Origin of the sequence: Burkholderia sp. Bp8991, assembly GCF_003853795.1 — a bacterium.
In the GTDB taxonomy this organism is placed as follows: Bacteria; Pseudomonadota; Gammaproteobacteria; order Burkholderiales; family Burkholderiaceae; genus Burkholderia.
In genome coordinates this window covers 106,036-125,047 of the sequence record NZ_QTQJ01000014.1, presented here as the reverse complement: position 1 = coordinate 125,047, position 19,012 = coordinate 106,036, and the positions used below count along the sequence as shown (strand labels likewise).

At 67.1% G+C, this 19,012-nt stretch carries 16 protein-coding genes; 6 read left to right on the top strand and 10 right to left on the bottom strand.

From position 1 onward, the window contains the following. Positions 1-94 precede the first annotated feature (94 nt). From rodA to DIE02_RS18010, 5 genes are all read right to left on the bottom strand, one after another. Positions 95-1,243, bottom strand: coding sequence for a rod shape-determining protein RodA (rodA, locus tag DIE02_RS18030; protein ID WP_044847360.1), 1,149 nt, complete (start codon positions 1,241-1,243; stop codon positions 95-97). Between the two features lie 11 nt (positions 1,244-1,254). Next, positions 1,255-3,540, bottom strand: coding sequence for a penicillin-binding protein 2 (mrdA, locus tag DIE02_RS18025; protein WP_124486701.1), 2,286 nt, complete (start codon positions 3,538-3,540; stop codon positions 1,255-1,257). Between the two features lie 109 nt (positions 3,541-3,649). Next, complete coding sequence (gene mreD / locus DIE02_RS18020; protein WP_009687274.1) at positions 3,650-4,162, bottom strand: rod shape-determining protein MreD; 513 nt, start codon at positions 4,160-4,162, stop codon at positions 3,650-3,652. Next, positions 4,159-5,241 (bottom strand): rod shape-determining protein MreC, encoded by a 1,083-nt coding sequence (gene mreC, locus DIE02_RS18015; RefSeq protein ID WP_124486700.1) that lies wholly within the window; start codon positions 5,239-5,241, stop codon positions 4,159-4,161. Before mreC ends, mreD begins: the two co-directional genes overlap by 4 nt. A gap of 128 nt (positions 5,242-5,369) precedes the next feature. After that, positions 5,370-6,413 (bottom strand): rod shape-determining protein, encoded by a 1,044-nt coding sequence (locus DIE02_RS18010; RefSeq protein ID WP_004189550.1) that lies wholly within the window; start codon positions 6,411-6,413, stop codon positions 5,370-5,372. A 367-nt stretch (positions 6,414-6,780) separates the two neighbouring features. Here DIE02_RS18010 and gatC point away from each other — a divergent pair, with 367 nt between their 5' ends. The 5 genes from gatC to DIE02_RS17985 all read left to right on the top strand — a co-directional run bounded on the left by gatC (position 6,781) and on the right by DIE02_RS17985 (position 11,908). Next, entirely contained in the window at positions 6,781-7,080 is a 300-nt protein-coding gene (gene gatC / locus DIE02_RS18005) for an Asp-tRNA(Asn)/Glu-tRNA(Gln) amidotransferase subunit GatC (protein WP_006407213.1), read from the top strand. A 69-nt stretch (positions 7,081-7,149) separates the two neighbouring features. Beyond that, positions 7,150-8,640, top strand: a complete 1,491-nt coding sequence (gene gatA / locus DIE02_RS18000) for an Asp-tRNA(Asn)/Glu-tRNA(Gln) amidotransferase subunit GatA (RefSeq protein WP_124486699.1) — start codon at positions 7,150-7,152, stop codon at positions 8,638-8,640. Positions 8,641-8,643: 3 nt separating this feature from the next. Beyond that, positions 8,644-10,119: an Asp-tRNA(Asn)/Glu-tRNA(Gln) amidotransferase subunit GatB gene (gene gatB, locus DIE02_RS17995; protein ID WP_044847823.1), complete on the top strand. Its 1,476-nt coding sequence runs from the start codon at positions 8,644-8,646 to the stop codon at positions 10,117-10,119. 126 nt (positions 10,120-10,245) lie between these two features. Then, the gene (locus tag DIE02_RS17990; RefSeq protein WP_124486698.1) at positions 10,246-11,085 is read left to right on the top strand and encodes a polyphosphate kinase 2 family protein; all 840 of its coding nucleotides are present in this window, start codon (positions 10,246-10,248) and stop codon (positions 11,083-11,085) included. A 49-nt stretch (positions 11,086-11,134) separates the two neighbouring features. Next, the gene (locus DIE02_RS17985) at positions 11,135-11,908 is read left to right on the top strand and encodes an exodeoxyribonuclease III (RefSeq protein WP_044847825.1); all 774 of its coding nucleotides are present in this window, start codon (positions 11,135-11,137) and stop codon (positions 11,906-11,908) included. Positions 11,909-12,012: 104 nt separating this feature from the next. Here the strand turns inward: DIE02_RS17985 and DIE02_RS17980 are convergent, their stop codons facing one another. After that, entirely contained in the window at positions 12,013-13,065 is a 1,053-nt protein-coding gene (locus tag DIE02_RS17980) for an NAD(P)-dependent alcohol dehydrogenase (protein ID WP_124486697.1), read from the bottom strand. A gap of 228 nt (positions 13,066-13,293) precedes the next feature. Here DIE02_RS17980 and DIE02_RS17975 point away from each other — a divergent pair, with 228 nt between their 5' ends. Continuing rightward, positions 13,294-14,238 carry an AraC family transcriptional regulator gene (locus DIE02_RS17975; RefSeq protein ID WP_044847827.1) on the top strand — a complete coding sequence of 315 codons (945 nt, stop codon included), beginning with the start codon at positions 13,294-13,296 and terminating at the stop codon, positions 14,236-14,238. A 64-nt stretch (positions 14,239-14,302) separates the two neighbouring features. Here the strand turns inward: DIE02_RS17975 and DIE02_RS17970 are convergent, their stop codons facing one another. The 4 genes from DIE02_RS17970 to DIE02_RS17955 form a co-directional block, all read right to left on the bottom strand. Beyond that, positions 14,303-15,346, bottom strand: coding sequence for a M48 family metallopeptidase (locus tag DIE02_RS17970; RefSeq protein WP_124486696.1), 1,044 nt, complete (start codon positions 15,344-15,346; stop codon positions 14,303-14,305). Then, positions 15,336-16,757: an AmpG family muropeptide MFS transporter gene (locus DIE02_RS17965; RefSeq protein WP_124486695.1), complete on the bottom strand. Its 1,422-nt coding sequence runs from the start codon at positions 16,755-16,757 to the stop codon at positions 15,336-15,338. Before DIE02_RS17965 ends, DIE02_RS17970 begins: the two co-directional genes overlap by 11 nt. A 120-nt stretch (positions 16,758-16,877) precedes the next feature. Beyond that, positions 16,878-17,486 (bottom strand): methionine biosynthesis protein MetW, encoded by a 609-nt coding sequence (gene metW, locus DIE02_RS17960; protein WP_044847830.1) that lies wholly within the window; start codon positions 17,484-17,486, stop codon positions 16,878-16,880. Then, positions 17,483-18,628, bottom strand: coding sequence for a homoserine O-acetyltransferase (locus DIE02_RS17955; protein ID WP_124486694.1), 1,146 nt, complete (start codon positions 18,626-18,628; stop codon positions 17,483-17,485). The genes metW and DIE02_RS17955 overlap by 4 nt, the downstream gene beginning before the upstream one ends. Positions 18,629-19,012 lie beyond the last annotated feature (384 nt).

Here is a 19,012-nt window from a genome sequence, read left to right as displayed (position 1 = left end):
GCGCCGGCGCCATGCGATACGCGCAGAACGAAAAAACGGCGCCGAGGCGCCGTTTTTCATTACTTTCGACTGCGTGCCGTGTCGCGCCGCGCCGTCAGCTCTTCATCAACCGCCGCTGTCGCCCGACGCTCATGATCATGCCGATCGCGACACCGAGCGTCGCGAGTGCGGTGCCGCCGTAACTCATGAACGGCAACGGCACGCCGACGACGGGCAGCACGCCGCTCACCATCCCGATGTTGACGAATGCGTAGACGAAGAACGCGAGTGTGAGCGAGCCCGCGAGCAGCCGGCCGAACAGCGTCGCGCCCTGCGCGGCGATATAGAGCCCGCGTGCGATCAGCGCCATGTACAGCGTCAGCAGCACGAGGCCGCCGGCGAGCCCCCATTCTTCCGAGAACACCGCGAAGATGAAGTCGGTGTGCTTCTCCGGAATGAATTCGAGGTGGGCCTGGGTGCCCTTCAGGTAGCCCTTGCCGAGCGCGCCGCCCGAGCCGATCGCGATCACGGCCTGGATCGTGTGGAAGCCCTTGCCGAGCGGGTCGGAGGTCGGATCGAGCAGCGTGCACACGCGGTGCTTCTGGTAGTCGTGCATCAGCGGCCACTGCACTTCGGGCTGGCAGATGCGCTCTTCGAACACGGCGATCGAGCCGACCGCGATCACGCCCGCGACGAGCACCGGCACGATCAGCTTGAACGACAGGCCCGCGAGGTAGATCACGAAGAAGCCGGCCGCGAACACGAGCAGGCCCGTGCCGAGGTCGGGCTGCTTCGCGATCAGGCCGACCGGCACCAGCAGGATCGCGAACGCGGCGATGAAGTCGTACCAGCGCAGCCCGCCTTCGCGGCGCTGGTAGTACCACGCGAGCATCAGCGGTGTCGCGATCTTGAGGATTTCCGACGGCTGGATCACGACGCCGACGTTCAGCCAGCGCTTCGCGCCCTTCTTGGTCATCCCGAACAGCGCGACGGCGACCAGCAGCGTGACCCCGAACGTATAGAGCGGGACCGCGAAGCGCATCAGTGTCGTCGGCGGGATGTTGGCGATCACCCACATCAGCACGAACGTCAGCAGGATGTTGCGCAGCTGATCCTCGACGCGGCCCGGCATGTCGATCGACGCGCTGTACAGCGTGACGATGCCGACGCACAGCAGCAGGAACACGATGAGGGCGAGCGGGCGGTCGAAGCCCGCGAACATCTGCTTGATCTTGTCGAGCCAGGCGCGCTTGTCGAATTGCATGCCTTTCTCCGTTAATGAGCGGTGCCGGCGTTCACCGCTTTCGCGGAGGCCGTGACACGGAAGTTGTCGTCGCGCGGCGCGGCGGCGAGCGGCTGCGCGTCGCTGGCGGGCCGGCGCGGCCGGTGCGGGCGCCGGATCGGCGGCAGGCTCGCGGCCCTCGGCGCCGCGGCGCTCGCGTCGGCGGGCTGCGCCGCGCTTGCCGCGGCCGCACCCGACGCATCGGGCGCCGACGCGGCCGATGCCGCATCCGCCGCGCTGGCCGCGGCCGGCACGACGGGCTGCGGCAGCGCCTTGAAGCCGGCCGCGACGGACACTGCCTTCGAGGCATCGCCGATCACCGGTGCGCTGATCGGCTCGGTCGCCGACGCGGCGGCGGCGACGGCGGCCGCCTCGTTCTCCGGTTTCTGGCGCTCGACGAGATAGAAGTCGAGCACGCGGCGCGCGATCGGGCCCGCGGCCTGCGCGCCCCAGCCGCCGTTCTCGACGACCAGCGCGAGCGCGATCTGCGGATGGTCGACCGGCGCGTACGCGATGAACAGAGCGTGGTCGCGCAGGTGCTCGGCGAGCAGGTGGCCCTTGTAGTTCGAGCCCTGCAGCGAGAACACCTGCGCGGTACCGGTCTTGCCGGCCGCGAGGTACGACGCGCCGCGGAACACCTTGTACGCGGTGCCGGACGGATTCTCGATCACGTTCTCCATCCCGCGCTTCACGACGTCGATGTCGGCCTGCTTGAGCGGGATCGTTTCGCTTTCCTTCGGCACGGTCAGGTGGCGCCCGCGCGTGATCGGATCCTCGACTTCCTTCACGAGGTGGGGCTTCATCACGACGCCGTTGTTCGCGAGCGTCGCGGTGGCATGCGCGAGCTGCAGGATCGTGTACGAGTTGTAGCCCTGGCCGATCCCGAGGCTGATCGTCTCGCCGTCGAACCACTTCTGCTGCGCGGCCTTCTTGAACGCCTTCTTCTTCCAGTCGGTCGACGGCAGGATCCCGCGCGCCTCGCCCTGGATGTCGATGCCGGTGATCTGGCCGAAGCCGAACGGCTTCATGAAGTTCGCGATCGCGTTCACGCCGAGATCGCGCGCGAGCATGTAGAAGTAGGTGTCGTTCGACACCATGATCGCCTTGTTCATGTCGACCCAGCCCTGGCCCGAGCGCACGTCGTTGCGGAACGTGTGCCCGCCGAACGTGAAGTAGCCGGGATCCTGGAAGCCCCAGCCCGGCGTGCGCTTGCCGAGCGTCAGGCCGGCCAGCGCCATGAACGGCTTGTACGTCGAGCCGGGCGGGTAGGTGCCGTGCAGCGGGCGGTTCAGGAGCGGCTTGTCGGGCGAGTTGTTCAGTTCGTCCCAGGTCTGCTGGTCGATGCCGTCGACGAACGAGTTCGGGTCGAAGCTTGGCGACGAAACGAACGCGAGCACGTCGCCCGTCTTCGGCTCGATCGCGACGAGCGCGCCGCGCTTGCCGGCGAACGCCTGCTCGGCGACCTGCTGCAGCGCGATGTCGAGCGACAGCACGAGGTTGTTGCCGGGCGTCGCCTGCGTGCGCGACAACGTGCGCACGGGCCGGCCGCCGGCCGTCACCTCGACTTCCTCGAAGCCCGTGAGGCCGTGCAGCTCGGTTTCGTAGCTCTGCTCGACGCCGATCTTGCCGATGTAGTCGGTGCCCTTGTAGTTGTTCGCGTCGCGACGCGGATCGTAGTGTTCCTGGTCGCTGTCGTTGTCGTCGCTCATCGCGTCGATGCGATCCTGGTCGCGCTTCGAGATCCGGCCGATGTAGCCGATCACGTGCGCGGCCGTCATGCCGAGCGGGTACTGGCGGAACAGCCGCGCGCGCACGTCGACGCCGGGAAAGCGGAAGCGCTGCGCGGTGAAGCGCGCGACTTCCGCGTCGGTGAGGCGCGTGCGGATCGGCAGGCTCTCGAAGTTCTTCGAGTCTTCCTGCAGCTTCTTGAAGCGGCGGCGGTCGCGCGCGTCGATTGGGATGATCTCGGACAGCTTGTCGATCGTGTTGTCGAGCGTGTCGTCGAGCTTCGACGGCGTGATCTCGAGCGTGTAGGCCGAATAGTTCTTCGCGAGGACCACGCCGTTGCGGTCGGTGATGATCCCGCGGTTCGGCACGATCGGCGCGACCGAGATGCGGTTTTCCTCGGCCTGCAGCGCGTATTTGCCGTGCTGCATCAGCTGCAGGTAGAAGAAGCGGCTCGCGAGCAGCCCGAAGCAGACGAACACGAACACGCCCGCCGCCGCGACGCGCAGGCGGAACTTCGAGAGCTGCTGTTGGGTGTCGTTGAATTCGGTCATGCGGTTACGATCGATCTGGCCCGTGCGCGGCGAGCGCGCGCGGGCGAGGAGCCGCCCCGGAGCGCGGCGCGCGGGCGTGGGGGCGGCGGGTATTCAAGGTCGGTCCGGCTCAGATGGGGCGCGTATCGTCCGGGTCGACCGGACGGCGTTGCGGCATCAGCAGCAGGTGGCTCGCGATCGGCCACAGCGCGGCCTCGACGAAGCCGTCCACCAGATAGCGCCAGCCGGGAAACGCGGCGCCCATCACGAGGCGGATCACGAACGGCACCAGCTGCGCGACGACGAGCAGCGGCGTGACGTACAGCACCTGCACGCCGATCGGCATCCACAGCACGCGGCGGTGGATCGTGATCGCGCCGTACGACAGCAGCGTATAGGCGAGCGCATGCTCGCCGAGCAGCCCCGCGTCATGCACGTCCATCAGGATGCCGAGCGCGAACGCGACGCCCATTCCGACCTTGCGCGGCTGGTGGATGTTCCAGAACAGCAGCACGAGCGCGACGAAGTCGGGCACGCCGGGCAGGCGGCCCCACGGCATCAGGTTCAGCAGGAACGCGGCGGCGAGGCTGAAGACGATGAAGTACGGGTTGACCGGCTGCAGGATGTATTGCGGGCGGTTCATCGCTGGGCTCCTGGTTGCCCGGCCGCGGGCTTCGCGGGCGCGGCGGCGGGCTTGGCCGGAGCGGCGGGGGCGGCAGGTGCAGCCGGCGCCGGTTTCGCGCCGGGTGCGGCCGCGGCGGCCGGCTTCGCGTTCGCGTCGGCCTTCTCGGCCTTGTCGGCTTTGTCGCTCTTCGCGGCGGCCTTCGCGCCCTTCTTGCCCTTCGCGTTCTTGTCGGCCGGCTCGGGCTCGGCCGGGCGCGGCGGGACATCGTTCTGGTAATGCAGCACGAGCATCTGCCGCGCGCCGCGCACGGCGGCGACCGGCGCGCAGGTCACGCGCGCGAACGCGGTATCGGCGAGCTTGTCGACCTTCGCGACCTTCGCGACCGGCAGGCCCGGCGGATAGACGCCATCGAGGCCGCTCGTGACGAGCTCGTCGCCCGCGACGAGGTCCGAGCTCGTCGGCACGAAGCGCAGGTCGAGCGAATCGCCCTTCGGCGTGCCGTAGATCACGCTGCGCAGGCCGGTGCGCAGCACCTGCACGGGAATCGCGAGATCGCGGTCGGTGATCAGCGTGACTTCGGCCTGCAGCGGGAACACGCGCGTGACCTGGCCGATCACGCCGTCCTCGCTGACGACCGGCGCGCCGTTCTGGATGCCCTGCTGCGAACCCTGGCCGATCACGATCTTCTGCGTGAACGGGTCGCTGGTGTCGTACTGGATCTCGACCGGCGTCGAATGCGTCGCGATGTGCTGGCGCAGCTCGAGCACCGCGCGCAGATGCGTGTTCTCCTGCGCGAGCACCGCGGCCTGGTTGGCCTGCGTGGACAGCTGCAGGTTGCGCTTGCGCAGCGCGTCGTTCTCGTGGCGCAGCGACGCACCGGTGACGGCGATGTCGGCCGCGCCCATGAACAGGTCGCGCGGCACGAGCGCCGCGCGCTGCAGCGGGTACAGCACGGTGCCGAGCACGCCGCGGACGATTTCGAGCGTGCTGAAGCGCGCGTCCGATACGAGAAGCGCGATGGCGAGGGCGACGAAGAAGATGAGCCGCGCGAGCGCGGGCGGACCTTGCTTGAAGAGGGGCGGCGGACTGTATTCCATGGTCGGCGCCGGGCGCGTGGCGATCGGTTAAATAATGCTCAGACGCGCGAACGGCGTGGCGGTTCGTTCTGAACGAGCGATCCGGCCACGCCGCGGGTGCGCCATATCAAACGGGACTGCTTAGGCGATCACTCGTACGAGAAGATGCTGCCCAGCTTGTCCATGCGTTCGAGCGCCATGCCCGAACCGCGTACGACGCAGGTGAGCGGATCTTCGGCGACGAGCACCGGCAGGCCGGTTTCTTCCGCGAGCAGGCGGTCGAGGTCGCGCAGCAGTGCGCCGCCGCCCGTCAGCATCATCCCGCGCTCGGCGATGTCGGCGCCGAGTTCCGGCGGCGTCTGCTCGAGGGCGATCTTCACCGACGACACGATCTGGTTCAGCGGATCGGTCAGCGCTTCGAGGATTTCGTTGCTGGAGATCGTGAAGCTGCGCGGAATGCCTTCCGACAGGTTGCGGCCCTTCACTTCCATTTCCTTGACTTCGGAGCCCGGGAACGCGGAGCCGATTTCCTTCTTGATCGCCTCGGCGGTTTGTTCGCCGATCAGCATCCCGTAGTTGCGGCGGATGTAGTTGACGATCGCTTCGTCGAACTTGTCGCCGCCGACGCGCACCGAGCCTTTGTAGACGATGCCGCCGAGCGAGATCACGCCGACTTCCGTGGTGCCGCCGCCGATGTCGACGACCATCGAGCCGGTGGCTTCCGACACCGGCAGGCCGGCGCCGATCGCGGCCGCCATCGGCTCCTCGATCAGGTAGACCTGCGATGCGCCGGCGCCGTGCGCGGCTTCCTTGATCGCGCGGCGCTCGACCTGGGTCGAGCCGCACGGCACGCAGATGATGATGCGCGGCGACGGCGAGAACATGCGCGACTCGTGCGCCGTCTTGATGAACTGCTTGATCATCTGCTCGGTGACGGTGAAGTCGGCGATCACGCCGTCCTTCATCGGGCGGATCGCCTCGATGTTGCCCGGCACCTTGCCGAGCATCTGCTTGGCTTCCTTGCCGACTGCCTGGATCGTCTTCTTGCCGTTGGGGCCGCCTTCCTGGCGGATCGACACGACCGACGGCTCATCGAGCACGATGCCCTTGCCGCGCATGTAGATCAGGGTGTTTGCGGTGCCGAGGTCGATCGCCAGATCGTTGGAGAAGTAGCTGCGCAAAAAACCGAACATTCAGAATCCTGTTTCGCTCTGGGCCGGCCCTGCATAGCGAACGCTGAGGGCGGGCAGCGGAAAAAATAACAGCCTCGGGAAGCGTGGCGGAAGCGGCCGCCGCGGCGCACGAAGCTGCGAGTGATGTCTACCGGGAATCGCACGAAGCACGCACGGCTTGCCGAAGCGGGGCGAAACGGTGCGGGAAAAGGCTGCCGGGTTTGGGTCGAACGCGTAATGATACCTTATAATTTCGCGGTATTTGAATCGAAACGGACGGTATTTTTGCCGCTTCGGCCCTGATTTTTGAGGGTGGGATCGTACCCTCCAACCCCCGCCGCAGCGCGGTTTTCAATGCGCTGCGCCGCCTTGTTTTTCCGGTGATCGCATGGCCCTGACCCTGACCGATGTGAAACGCATCGCGCACCTCGCGCGACTCGAAATGGCCGACGCCGACGCCGAGCATACGCTCGGCCAGCTCAATGAATTCTTCGGCCTCGTCGAGCAGATGCAGGCGGTCGACACCGCCGGCATCGCGCCGCTCGCCCACCCGATCGAACAGATCCAGGAAGTCGCGCAGCGCCTGCGCGACGACGCCGTGACGGAAGTCGTCAATCGCGACGACAACCAGCGTCCGGCGCCGGCCGTCCAGGACGGCCTCTATCTCGTGCCGAAGGTGATCGAGTAAGCATTCGATGAGAAGCGCGCCGGCCGGCCTGCGCCGCGCGCCACCCAGAATTCCCAGGAAAACCACTCAATGCACGCAAAAAGCCTGACCGAACTGCGCGCCGCGCTCGCCGCCAAGGAATGCTCGGCCGTCGAGCTCGCGCAGCTCTACCTGAAACGGATCGACGCGGCACGCGACCTGAACGCGTTCGTCCATGTCGATGCCGACCTCACTCTTGCGCAGGCGAAGGCCGCCGACGCCGAGCTCGCGCGCGGCGCGGGCGGCGCGCTGACCGGCCTGCCGATCGCGCACAAGGACGTGTTCGTCACGCGCGGCTGGCGCTCGACCGCCGGCTCGAAGATGCTCGCGAACTACGAAAGCCCGTTCGACGCGACCGTCGTCGCCCGCCTGCAGGCGGCCGGCATGGTCACGCTCGGCAAGACCAACATGGACGAGTTCGCGATGGGCTCGTCCAACGAGAACTCGGCGTTCGGCGCGGTGAAGAACCCGTGGGACACGAACGCCGTGCCGGGCGGCAGCTCGGGCGGCAGCTCGGCGGCCGTCGCCGCGCGCCTCGCGCCGGCCGCGACCGGCACCGACACCGGCGGCTCGATCCGCCAGCCCGCGTCGTTCGCGGGCGTAACGGGCATCAAGCCGACCTACGGCCGCGTGTCGCGCTACGGGATGATCGCGTTCGCGTCGTCGCTCGACCAGGGCGGCCCGATGGCGCAGAGCGCGTCCGACTGCGCGCTGCTGCTGAACGCGATGGCCGGCTTCGACGAGCGCGACTCGACGAGCCTCGAGCGCGACGACGAGGATTTCACGCGTCATCTCGGCCAGCCGTGGGCGGCCGGCAACGATGCGGGCAAGCCGCTCGCGGGGCTGCGCATCGGCCTGCCGAACGAGTATTTCGGTGATGGTCTGGCCGACGACGTGCGCGCGTCGATCGACGCGGCGCTCAAGCAGTATGAAGCGCTCGGCGCGACCCTCGTGCCGGTGTCGCTGCCGAAGACGGAACTGTCGATCCCCGTGTACTACGTGATCGCGCCGGCCGAGGCGTCGTCGAACCTGTCGCGTTTCGACGGCGTGCGCTTCGGCCACCGCGCCGCGCAGTACGGCGACCTGCTCGACATGTACAAGAAGTCGCGCGCCGAAGGCTTCGGCCCCGAGGTGAAGCGCCGGATCCTGGTCGGCACCTACGTGCTGTCGCACGGCTACTACGACGCGTACTACCTGCAGGCGCAGAAGATCCGCCGCATCATCGCGAACGATTTCCAGGAAGCGTTCAAGTCGTGCGACGTGATCATGGGCCCGGCGTCGCCGACGGTCGCATGGGATCTCGGCGCGAAGGGCGACGATCCGGTGCAGATGTATCTCGCGGATATCTACACGCTGTCGGTGAGCCTCGCCGGTCTGCCCGGCATGAGCGTGCCGTGCGGCTTCGGCGCCGGCGCGAACGCGAAGCGCCCGGTCGGCCTGCAGATCATCGGCAACTATTTCAACGAAGCCCGGATGCTGCAGGTCGCCGACGCGTTCCAGCGCGCGACCGACTGGCACAAGCAAGTTCCGGCAGGGGTGTAAGCAATGACTACGCAATGGGAAGTCGTCATCGGTCTCGAGACGCACGCGCAACTGTCGACCGTCTCGAAGATTTTCTCGGGCGCGTCGACGCAGTTCGGCGCGGAGCCGAACACGCAGGCTTGCCCGGTCGACCTGGCGCTGCCGGGCGTGCTGCCGGTGCTGAACCGCGGCGCGGTCGAGCGCGCGATCCGCTTCGGCCTCGCGATCGGCTCGACCATCGCGCCGCGCAGCATCTTCGCGCGCAAGAATTACTTCTACCCCGATCTGCCGAAGGGCTATCAGATCAGCCAGTACGAGATTCCGGTCGTGCAGGGCGGCCAGATCACGATCCAGGTGCCCGCCAACGAAAAGGCCGGCAAGGAAGCGTACGAGAAGACCGTCAACCTGACCCGCGCGCACCTCGAGGAAGATGCGGGCAAGTCGCTGCATGAAGACTTCGCCGGGATGACCGGGATCGACCTGAACCGCGCGGGCACGCCGCTGCTCGAGATCGTCACCGAGCCGGAAATGCGCAGCGCGGCCGAGGCCGTCGCGTATGCGAAGGCGCTGCACGCGCTCGTCGTGTGGCTCGGCATCTGCGACGGCAACATGCAGGAAGGCTCGTTCCGCTGCGACGCGAACGTGTCGGTGCGCCCGGTCGGCCAGGAAAAGTTCGGCACGCGTGCCGAGATCAAGAACCTGAACTCGTTCCGGTTCCTTGAAGAGGCGATCAACTACGAAGTGCGCCGCCAGATCGAGCTGATCGAGGACGGCGGCGAAGTCGTGCAGGAAACGCGCCTCTACGATCCGGACAAGCGCGAGACGCGTTCGATGCGCAGCAAGGAAGACGCGCACGACTACCGCTACTTCCCCGACCCCGACCTGATGCCGCTCGTGATCGGCCGTGACTGGGTCGAGCGCGTGCAGGCCGGCATGCCCGAGCTGCCGGCCGCGATGCAGCAGCGCTTCGTCGAGCAGTACGGCGTGTCCGCGTACGACGCGGGCGTGCTGACGTCGAGCAAGGCGATGGCTGCGTACTTCGAGGCGGTGGTCGCGAAGGCCGGCGCGGCGAACGCGAAGATCGCCGCGAACTGGCTGATGGGCGACGTGTCGTCGCAGCTGAACCGCGACGGCATCGAGATCGACGCGATTCCCGTGTCGGCCGCGCAGCTTGCGCTGGTGCTGCAGCGCATCGCCGACGGCACGATCTCGAACAAGATCGCGAAGGAAATCTTCGCGACGATCTGGGACGAGAAGGCGACCGACGAAGGCGCGGCCGACCGCATCATCGACGCGAAGGGCCTGAAGCAGATTTCCGACACCGGCGCGCTGGAAGCGATCATCGACGAGGTGCTGGCGGCGAACGCGAAGTCGGTCGAGGAGTTCCGCGCCGGCAAGGAAAAGGCGTTCAACGCGCTGATCGGCCAAGCGATGAAGGCGACCAAGGGCAAGGCCAATCCGCAGCAGGTCAATGAGCTGCTGAAGAAGAAACTCGGCTGAGCATGGCCGCGCGCCTGAACCGCGCCTGACCACGGGCCGCCGCCGAACCTGTTCGGGGCGGCCCGTCGTTTTGGTGCATGCGTTATCGTGTGCGCGTGTGCATCGCACCGTCCAACGGAGGAACGAATGGCGAAACAACCGTCGCTCGACGATTTCCGCGTGCCGTACAGCACGCGCGAGAAGGAAGCTGCCGCATTCAAGCTCGATGCGTTCGATCCGGCCGCGAAGCCGTTTTCGTCGGGGTCGAAGGACGCCGACCGCGAACGGCTGTCGGCCGTGTCGACCGAGCTCGACGTCCAGCAGGAGCGCCTGCACACGCAGCAAAAGAAGCGCGTGCTGCTCGTGCTGCAGGGGATGGATACCAGCGGCAAGGACGGCACCGTGCGCGCCGTGTTCCGCGAGGTCGATCCGCTCGGCCTGCGCGTCGTGTCGTTCAAGGCGCCGACGCCGATCGAGGCCGCGCACGACTTCCTCTGGCGCGTGCATGCGCAGGTACCGGCCGCGGGCGAGCTCGCGATCTTCAACCGCAGCCACTACGAAGACGTGCTCGTGCCGCGCGTGATCGGCGCGATCGATGACAAGGAATGCGAGCGCCGCTACCGGCAGATCCGCGATTTCGAGACGATGCTGTTCGAGAACGGCACGACGATCGTCAAGTGCTTCCTGCACATCTCGAAGGACGAGCAGCGCGAGCGGCTGCAGGCGCGCATCGACGATCCGACCAAGCACTGGAAGTTCGACATCGCCGATCTCGACGCGCGCAAGCACTGGGAGGCGTACCAGTCGGCGTACCGCGATGCGCTCGCCGCGACGTCGGCCGAGCATGCGCCGTGGTACGTGATCCCGGCGAACTCGAAGACGCACCGCAACGTGATGATCGCCGAGCTGCTGCTGCGCACGATGACCGACATGAAGCTCGAATTCCCGCCGCCGAAGCCGGAACTCGAAGGCGTGAAGATCCGCTAGGCTGCGAACCTGCAACCACATCGAACTGAACTGAACAACGGAACCCGACATGATGCGAGTGATTACCGCCAACCTGAACGGCATCCGCTCCGCCGCGAAGAAGGGCTTCTTCGAATGGCTCGGCGAACAGAATGCCGACTGCGTGTGCGTGCAGGAAATCAAGGTATCGGCCGACGACCTGCCGGCCGAATTCGTCGAGCCGCACGGCTTCAGGAGCTACTTCCATCACGCCGAGAAGAAGGGCTACAGCGGCGCGGGCGTGTACAGCCGCCACGAGCCCGATGACGTGATCATCGGCTTCGGCAGCAGCGAATTCGATTCCGAGGGGCGCTACGTCGAGGCGCGCTACGGCAAGCTGTCGGTCGTGTCGGTGTATGTGCCGTCCGGCTCGAGCGGCGAAGAGCGCCAGCAGGCGAAGTACCGCTTCATGGACGAGTTCATGCCGCACCTCGCCGAGCTGAAGAAGAAGCGCGAGGTGATCCTGTGCGGCGACGTGAACATCGTGCACAAGGAAATCGACATCAAGAACTGGAAGAGCAACCAGAAGAATTCGGGCTGCCTGCCGGAAGAGCGCGCGTGGCTCACGCAGCTGTTCGACGATGTCGGCTACGTCGACGTGTTCCGCACGCTCGATCCGCGCCCCGAGCAGTACACGTGGTGGAGCAATCGCGGCCAGGCGTACGCGAAGAACGTCGGGTGGCGGATCGATTACCAGATCGCGACACCGGGCGTGGCCGGCACCGCGAAGCGCACGTCGATCTTCAAGGACATCAAGTTCAGCGATCACGCGCCGCTGACGGTCGATTACGACTACAAGAAGTGAGCGTCGGCGCGACGCGCTTCGCGTCGCTGCCAAGTCGTCCGGTCACCGGACGCAAAACGGGGCCGCATGTCGAACATGCGGCCCCGTTTCGTTTGGTGCGTCGCTTACTGCTTGATCGACGCCATGTCGATCACGAACCGGTACTTCACGTCGCTCTTCAGCATCCGCTCGTAAGCGGCATTGATCTGCTGCATCGGAATCGTTTCGATATCCGACGTAATGCCGTGCTCCGCGCAGAAGTCGAGCATTTCCTGCGTTTCCGCGATCCCGCCGATCAGCGAGCCCGCGAGGCGGCGGCGCTTGAAGATCAGGTTGAACACCTGCGGCGACGGATGGTCGTGCTCCGGCGCGCCGACGAGCGTCATCGTGCCGTCGCGCTTCAGCAGGTGCAGGAACGGATTCAGGTCGTGCTGCGCGGCGACCGTGTTCAGGATGAAGTCGAAGCTGTTCAGGTGCGCGTTCATCTGCGCTTCGTCCTTCGAGATCACGACCTCATGCGCGCCGAGACGCTTGCCGTCCTCGATCTTCGACGGCGACGTCGTGAACAGCACGACGTGCGCGCCCATCGCGCGCGCGAGCTTCACGCCCATGTGACCGAGGCCGCCGAGGCCGACGATCCCGACCTTCTTGCCGGGCCCGACGTTCCACTGGCGCAGCGGCGAATAGGTCGTGATCCCCGCGCACAAGAGCGGCGCGGCGCCGGCCGGGTCGAGTGTCTCGGGCACGCGCAGCACGAATGCCTCGTCGACGACGAGCTGCGTCGAATAGCCGCCGTAGGTGATGTCGCCGGTCACGCGGTCCTGGCCGTTGTAGGTGCCGACGAAGCCGTTCTCGCAATACTGCTCGAGGCCTTCCGCGCAGCTCGGGCAGGTGCGGCACGAATCGACGAGACAGCCGACGCCGACCAGCTCGCCGACCTTGAAGCGCGACACTTGCGGGCCGGTCGCGGTCACGCGGCCGACGATTTCATGGCCCGGCACGACCGGGTAGATCGTGTTGCGCCATTCGTTGCGGGCCTGGTGCAGGTCCGAGTGGCAGACGCCGCAGTAGAGCACCTCGATCTGGACGTCGAGGTCGCGCAGCGCGCGGCGCTGGAATTCGAACGGGGCGAGCGGCGAGCGCGCGTCGGTCGCCGCGTAAGCGTAGGTTGTGCTCATGCAGGGGGCTCCTTGTCCGGCAAAAAGTCCGGCGAATCAGACTGCCGCCGCATCATGTGGCGACGCGGCGAGACAGGTGCCCATCGTAAGGAGCGGGCCGCGTCGGCGAAATACACGAAGGTCTCGAAGATTTGCCTATTCCTCTCGAAGTGCACGCGAACGGCCGTCAAAACGCTTTCAAGGTGCTACATTGCGAGCCTGATTCTCTTGCCGGACATGACGACGCCCGTGAGCTTCCAACCCCTTTTCGACGACACGGGCGACCGTGTGCGGCGCCGCATGATCGAGCTGCATGCGCGTCTCGCGCCGAACGAGGGCGATACGCCGGCGGCGCTCGACGGCGTGCGCTTCTTCCGCGTGAACCGCCCCGTGCCGCGCATGCCGGTGCTGTACGAACCGAGCATCATCGTCGTGTGCCAGGGCCGCAAGCTCGGCTATCTCGGCGACCGCTCGTTCGTCTACGACGCGCAGCAGTATCTCGTGCTGTCGGTGCCGCTACCGTTCGAATGCGAGACCTTCGCGAGCATGGACGAGCCGTTTCTCGCGATCTCGATCCGCGTCGATCTCGCGGTGATCGCCGAGCTCGCGATCCTGCTCGACGAGACGCTGGGTGCTTCAGTCAGCGAGCCGCACGGCGTCTATTCGACGCCGCTCGACGCGCCGCTCGCCGACGCGGTGGTGCGGCTGCTCGAAGCGCTCGCGTCGCCGCACGACACGTGCGTGCTCGGGCCGGCGATCATGCGCGAGATCGCATACCGCGTGCTGACGGGGGCGCAGGGCGACGCGATTCGGGCGGCGCTCGTCCAGCAGCATCATTTCGGCCGCATCGCGAAGGCGCTGCGGCGCATCCATGCGGACCTGAAGGCAGATCTCGACGTCGAGACGCTCGCGCGCGAGGCCGGGATGAGCGTTGCGGTGTTCCACGCGCAGTTCAAGCACGTGACGGCGACGTCGCCGATGCAGTATGTGAAGGCCGCGCGCCTGCACCAGGCCCGGTTGATGATGGTGCAGGACGGTCTCGGCGCGGGTGCGGCGTCGGCACGGGTCGGCTATGCGAGCGCGTCGCAGTTCAGCCGCGAGTTCAAGCGGCTGTTCGGCCGCAGCCCGGGAGACGAAGTACGCTGGATGCGCGAAATCGGCAGCCGGCCGGTCGAGTCGGAAGTCGGCGCGTAGCGCCTGGCCTCGTGCGCCGGTGATGCGTGCCGGTGATTCCCGGGGAAGCCGCCGGGTGCGGCGCTCAGCGCCGTACGACCTTGCGTCGCTGCGCGCTGATGCCCGCGTAGTCGGGCAGCGTGTCGACGCGTTTGGCCGTCGCCTTCGCATACAGCGGCATCAGGTCCGGCAGGCGGTTCAGCAGATCCTGCCGCCGCGCGGCGCTGTACGGATGCATGTAGATGAAGCCCGACGTCTTGTTCGCGCGCGTCGCCGCCGCGAGCTTGTCCCACAGCGTGATCGCCGCGCGCGGATCGAAGCCCGCGCGGGCCGCGATGTCGCCGCCGATCACGTCGGCTTCGGTTTCATCGGTCGGGTCGTAGCGCAACGTCTGCAGGCGTTCGCCGAGGTTCAGCGCCTGCGGCAGCGGATCGCCGACGCCGAACAGCGGCGGCAGCGTGGCCGCGCGCAGCGACGTTTGCGACGTCGCGCTGAAATTGCTGCGCGCGTGTTCGCGCAGCGCATGCGCGATGCCGTGTGCGATCAGCACGCCGAACTCGTCGTCGTTCAGGCGGACGCGATCGAGCAGCCCGCCGTACACGAGCACCTTGCCGCCCGGCAGGCAGGTGATGCGGATGTCGCGCGAGCGGATCACGTTGACGTCCCACGCCCAGCCCTTCACACGATCGTTCCACTTCACCGAATACGGCGCGAGCTTCATGACGATCGCGCGCAGCCGCTTCACGCGCGGCTGGTTCGCGGGCAGCAGGCGGTCGCTGTCGGCGGCGGCCTGGACGATCTGCGCGTATTCGTTCGCGGTGAGTTGTTCGAGCAGCGGCGACGGGATCAGCGTGCGGAACGCGATCGCATTGCCGTAGCGAACCTGCTGCGGCGCCGGCGTATAGGCTTTCGCGGGCACGGCGGCGCCGGTCGGCTGCGCGGCTTCGGCTGCAGGCGGGGGAGCGGATGCAGCCGGTGTGGACGGCGATGCCGGGGCAGCGGGCGCGGAGCCGGCCATGGCCGCAACGGTGTCGGACGCATGAGCGCTTCCCGCCGCGCCGAGCATCGCGAAGCCGACGCCCAGCGCGGCGGCGACGCGCGCCACGCGATGCAGGCGGTCATTGCGCACGGCTGGCCTCGCCGTTGCGCGCGGTGCCGTTCCACGGCGCGATCTTGAACAGCAGCAGCATGCCGGGGATCGCGAGCGCGGTGCACACGATGAAGTAGTCGAACCAGCCGATCTTCGCGACGATGAAGCCGCTCGCGGCCGATGCGAGGGTGCGCGGCACGGACGCGAGGCTCGTGAACAGCGCGAACTGCGTGGCCGTGTAGCGCGGATCGGTCGTGCTCGCGATATACGCGACGAACGCGGCCATCGTCAGGCCGGTCGTGAAGGTTTCGACGCCGTAGACGATCGCGAGCGCGACCGTCATCGGGCTGAATTGCGGCGTGACCGCGACGCCGAACACGGATAGCGCCGCCGCGATCGCGTGGCTCGTCGATACCGTGAAGTCGTACAGCATCGCGAGCACCGGCGAGCCGGGGCCGAGTTGCGCGAGCCATGCGAAGCCGAGCGTCGACACCATCTGCAGCGCGCCGAAGATCCACAGCCCGCGGCCGATCCCGATCTTCACGAGCCAGACGCCGCCGATGATGCCGCCGGCGACGCTCGCGACGAGCGCGGTGGTCTTCGCGACGATGCCGATCTCGGTGCGCGTGAAGCCGATGTCGAGGAAGAACGACGTCGACAGCGTGGTGGCCATCGTGTCGCCGATCTTGAACAGGAAGATGAACGCGATGACGAGCAGCGCGCCGCTCCAGCCGTCGCGCTGGATGAATTCGCGGAACGGCAGCACGATCGCGTCGCGCAGGTTGCGCGGCGGCGCGCCGACGACTTCCGGTTCGCGCACGAGCAGCGTCATCAGGATACCCGGCAGCATGAACGCGCCGGTGAGCGCGAACACGGCGTCCCACGGCATGTGGTCGGACAGGATCAGCGCCAGCGAGCCGGGGATCAGCGCGGCGAGCTTGTATGCGTTCACGTGTACCGCGTTGCCGAGGCCTTGCTCGGTGTCGCGCAGCAGTTCGCGGCGATAGGCGTCGATCACGATGTCGGAGCTTGCGCCGAAGAATGCGACGAGCGTCGTGAGCGCGGCGACCGTCCAGATCGAGTCGCGCGGCGACACGAAGCCGAGCGCGGCGATCGCGCCGGCGACCAGCACCTGCGTGAGCAGCATCCAGCCGCGCCGGCGGCCCGGCCGCCAGCCGGGCAGGCGCGGGATGTAGCGGTCCATCAGCGGCGCCCACAGGAACTTCCACGTATACGGGAACTGGATCAGCGCGAACAGGCCGATTTCCTTCAGGTTCACGCCCTCGGAGCGCAGCCATGCCTGCACGAGGTAGACGAGCGTGAACAGGGGCAGCCCCGACGTGAAGCCCAGGAACACGCAGATCAGCATGTGCGTGTTCAGATAGGCGCGCCAGCCGGGGTGATCCTCGTGAGCGGTGAGTGCGGGCGCCTCGTGTGGCGTTTTGGACATGGACGGAAACTGGGTAGCGTTGACTGATGGCGGCGGCAGCGCAGGCGGCGGCGCGGGTAGCACAGGAGCGCGGCCGTACGTGCGTGCGGGCCGTCGGCGTCCGTCAACGGCCCCCCCGGCTCAGCTGCGCTTGACGCGATAGACAGCAAGACTACCACGCCAGTTCGCTCCCCATCGAATCGGCTGGCCTTCGTGCAGCACGATGCGGTCGAGGATCGTGACGCCGACTTCCGGCGCGAGCGCCTCGAAATCCTTGATCGTCAGCACCCGGACGTTCGGCGTGTTGTGCCACTGGTAAGGCAGCGACTTCGACACCGGCATCCGGCCGCGCAGCACCGACAACCGGTGCGCCCAGTAGCCGAAGTTCGGGAACGACACGATGCATTCGCGTCCGACGCGCGCGGTTTCGCGCAGGATCGCGGCCGTCTGGTGGATCGTCTGAAGGGTTTGCGACAGGATCGCGAAATCGAAGCTGTGATCCTCGAACAGGCGCAGGCCGTCCTCGAGGTTCTGCTGGATCACGTTGATCCCGTTCTTCGCGCTGGCGAGCACGCCCGCGTCGTTCAGTTCGATCCCGTAGCCGGACACGTCGAGTTCTTCCGACAGCAGCGACAGCAGCGAGCCGTCGCCGCAGCCGAGGTCGAGCACGGTCGCGCGCGGTTCGACCCAGCGGGCGATCGCGCGGAAGTCCGCGCGGGCGGACAGGGAATTGAGTGCTTGCTGGTTCATGCCCCCACCTCGATGGCGATTCGTTCGTAATACGCGCGGAGCAGGTTGTGATAGCGCGCGTCGTCGAGCAGGAACGCGTCGTGGCCGTGCGGCGCGTCGATTTCCGCGTAGCTGACCGTGCGCTTGTTGTCGAGCAGCGCCTTCACGATCTCGCGCGAACGCGCCGGCGCGAAGCGCCAGTCGGTCGAGAAGCTCGCGATCAGGTATTTCGCCTGCGTGTGCGCGAGCGCGGCCGTCAGGTTGCCGTCGAACGCCTTCGCCGGATCGAAGTAGTCGAGCGCGCGCGTGATCAGCAGATAGGTGTTCGCGTCGAAGTAGTCGGCGAACTTGTCGCCCTGATAGCGCAGGTACGACTCGACCTCGAACTCCACGTCGAAGCTGAAGTTGTACGCGTCGAGCGCGCCGTCCGCACGGCGCAGCGCACGGCCGAATTTCTCGGCCATGTCGTCGTCGGACAGGTACGTGATGTGGCCGATCATCCGCGCGACGCGCAGGCCGCGCTTCGGCTTCACGCCGTGTGCGTAGTAGTCGCCGCCGTGGAAGTCGGGATCGGACAGGATCGCCGAGCGTGCGACCTCGTTGAACGCGATGTTCTGCGCGGACAGCTTCGGTGTCGACGCGATGTCGATACAGTGCGCGACGCGCTCCGGATACATCAGGCTCCACGCGAGCGCCTGCATCCCGCCGAGGCTGCCGCCCATCACGGCGGCGAAGCGCTCGATGCCGAATGCGTCGGCGACGCGCGCCTGCGCGTGCACCCAGTCCTCGACGGTGACGACGGGGAAGCGCGCGCCGTACGGCTTGCCGGTCGACGGATCGACGCTCATCGGGCCGGTCGAGCCGAAACACGACCCGAGGTTGTTCACGCCGATCACGAAGAAGCGGTTGGTGTCGAGCGGCTTGCCGGGGCCGACCATGTTGTCCCACCAGCCGGTGCTGCGCGGATCGTCCGCGTAGACGCCAGCGACGTGGTGCGACGCGTTGAGCGCGTGGCAGACGAGCACCGCGTTCGAGCGCGCGGCGTTGAGCTCGCCGTACGTCTCGACGACGAGCTGATAGTTGCCGATCACGCTGCCGCTTTGCAAGCGCAGCGGTTCGGCGAAGTGCATGGTCTGTGGAGCGACGATGCCGATCGATTCCATTCGTTCCGCCTTATGCCATATGACTGGGCGGCTAAATGGTGTCGGCGAGGCGCGGAGTCGAAGGTGCGCGGCTGACGACCTCTTTAGCCGCATTTGTAGTGAACCGCCGGGGAACGACGCATCGACGCGTCAAGGCCCCGGCCGGTTCGCGCGCCCGCAATCGAGTCAGCAAATCGGCGCGCTTCCGGCCTGCCGCCAAGGGGGCGGCAAGTCGGCAAAGTATAGCGGAATTCCGCCGGAGGCGGATTGCATCGGGGCGTGCGACCCGCTGGCCGCGTTACCAGCAGCGGTACTTTGCCGTGAATTGCCCCGTGGCCACCGAGTAGTCGGACAGGTTTCCTTCCACGCGGAGGCTGGCCGATATCGAGAAGCGCTGGCTCACTT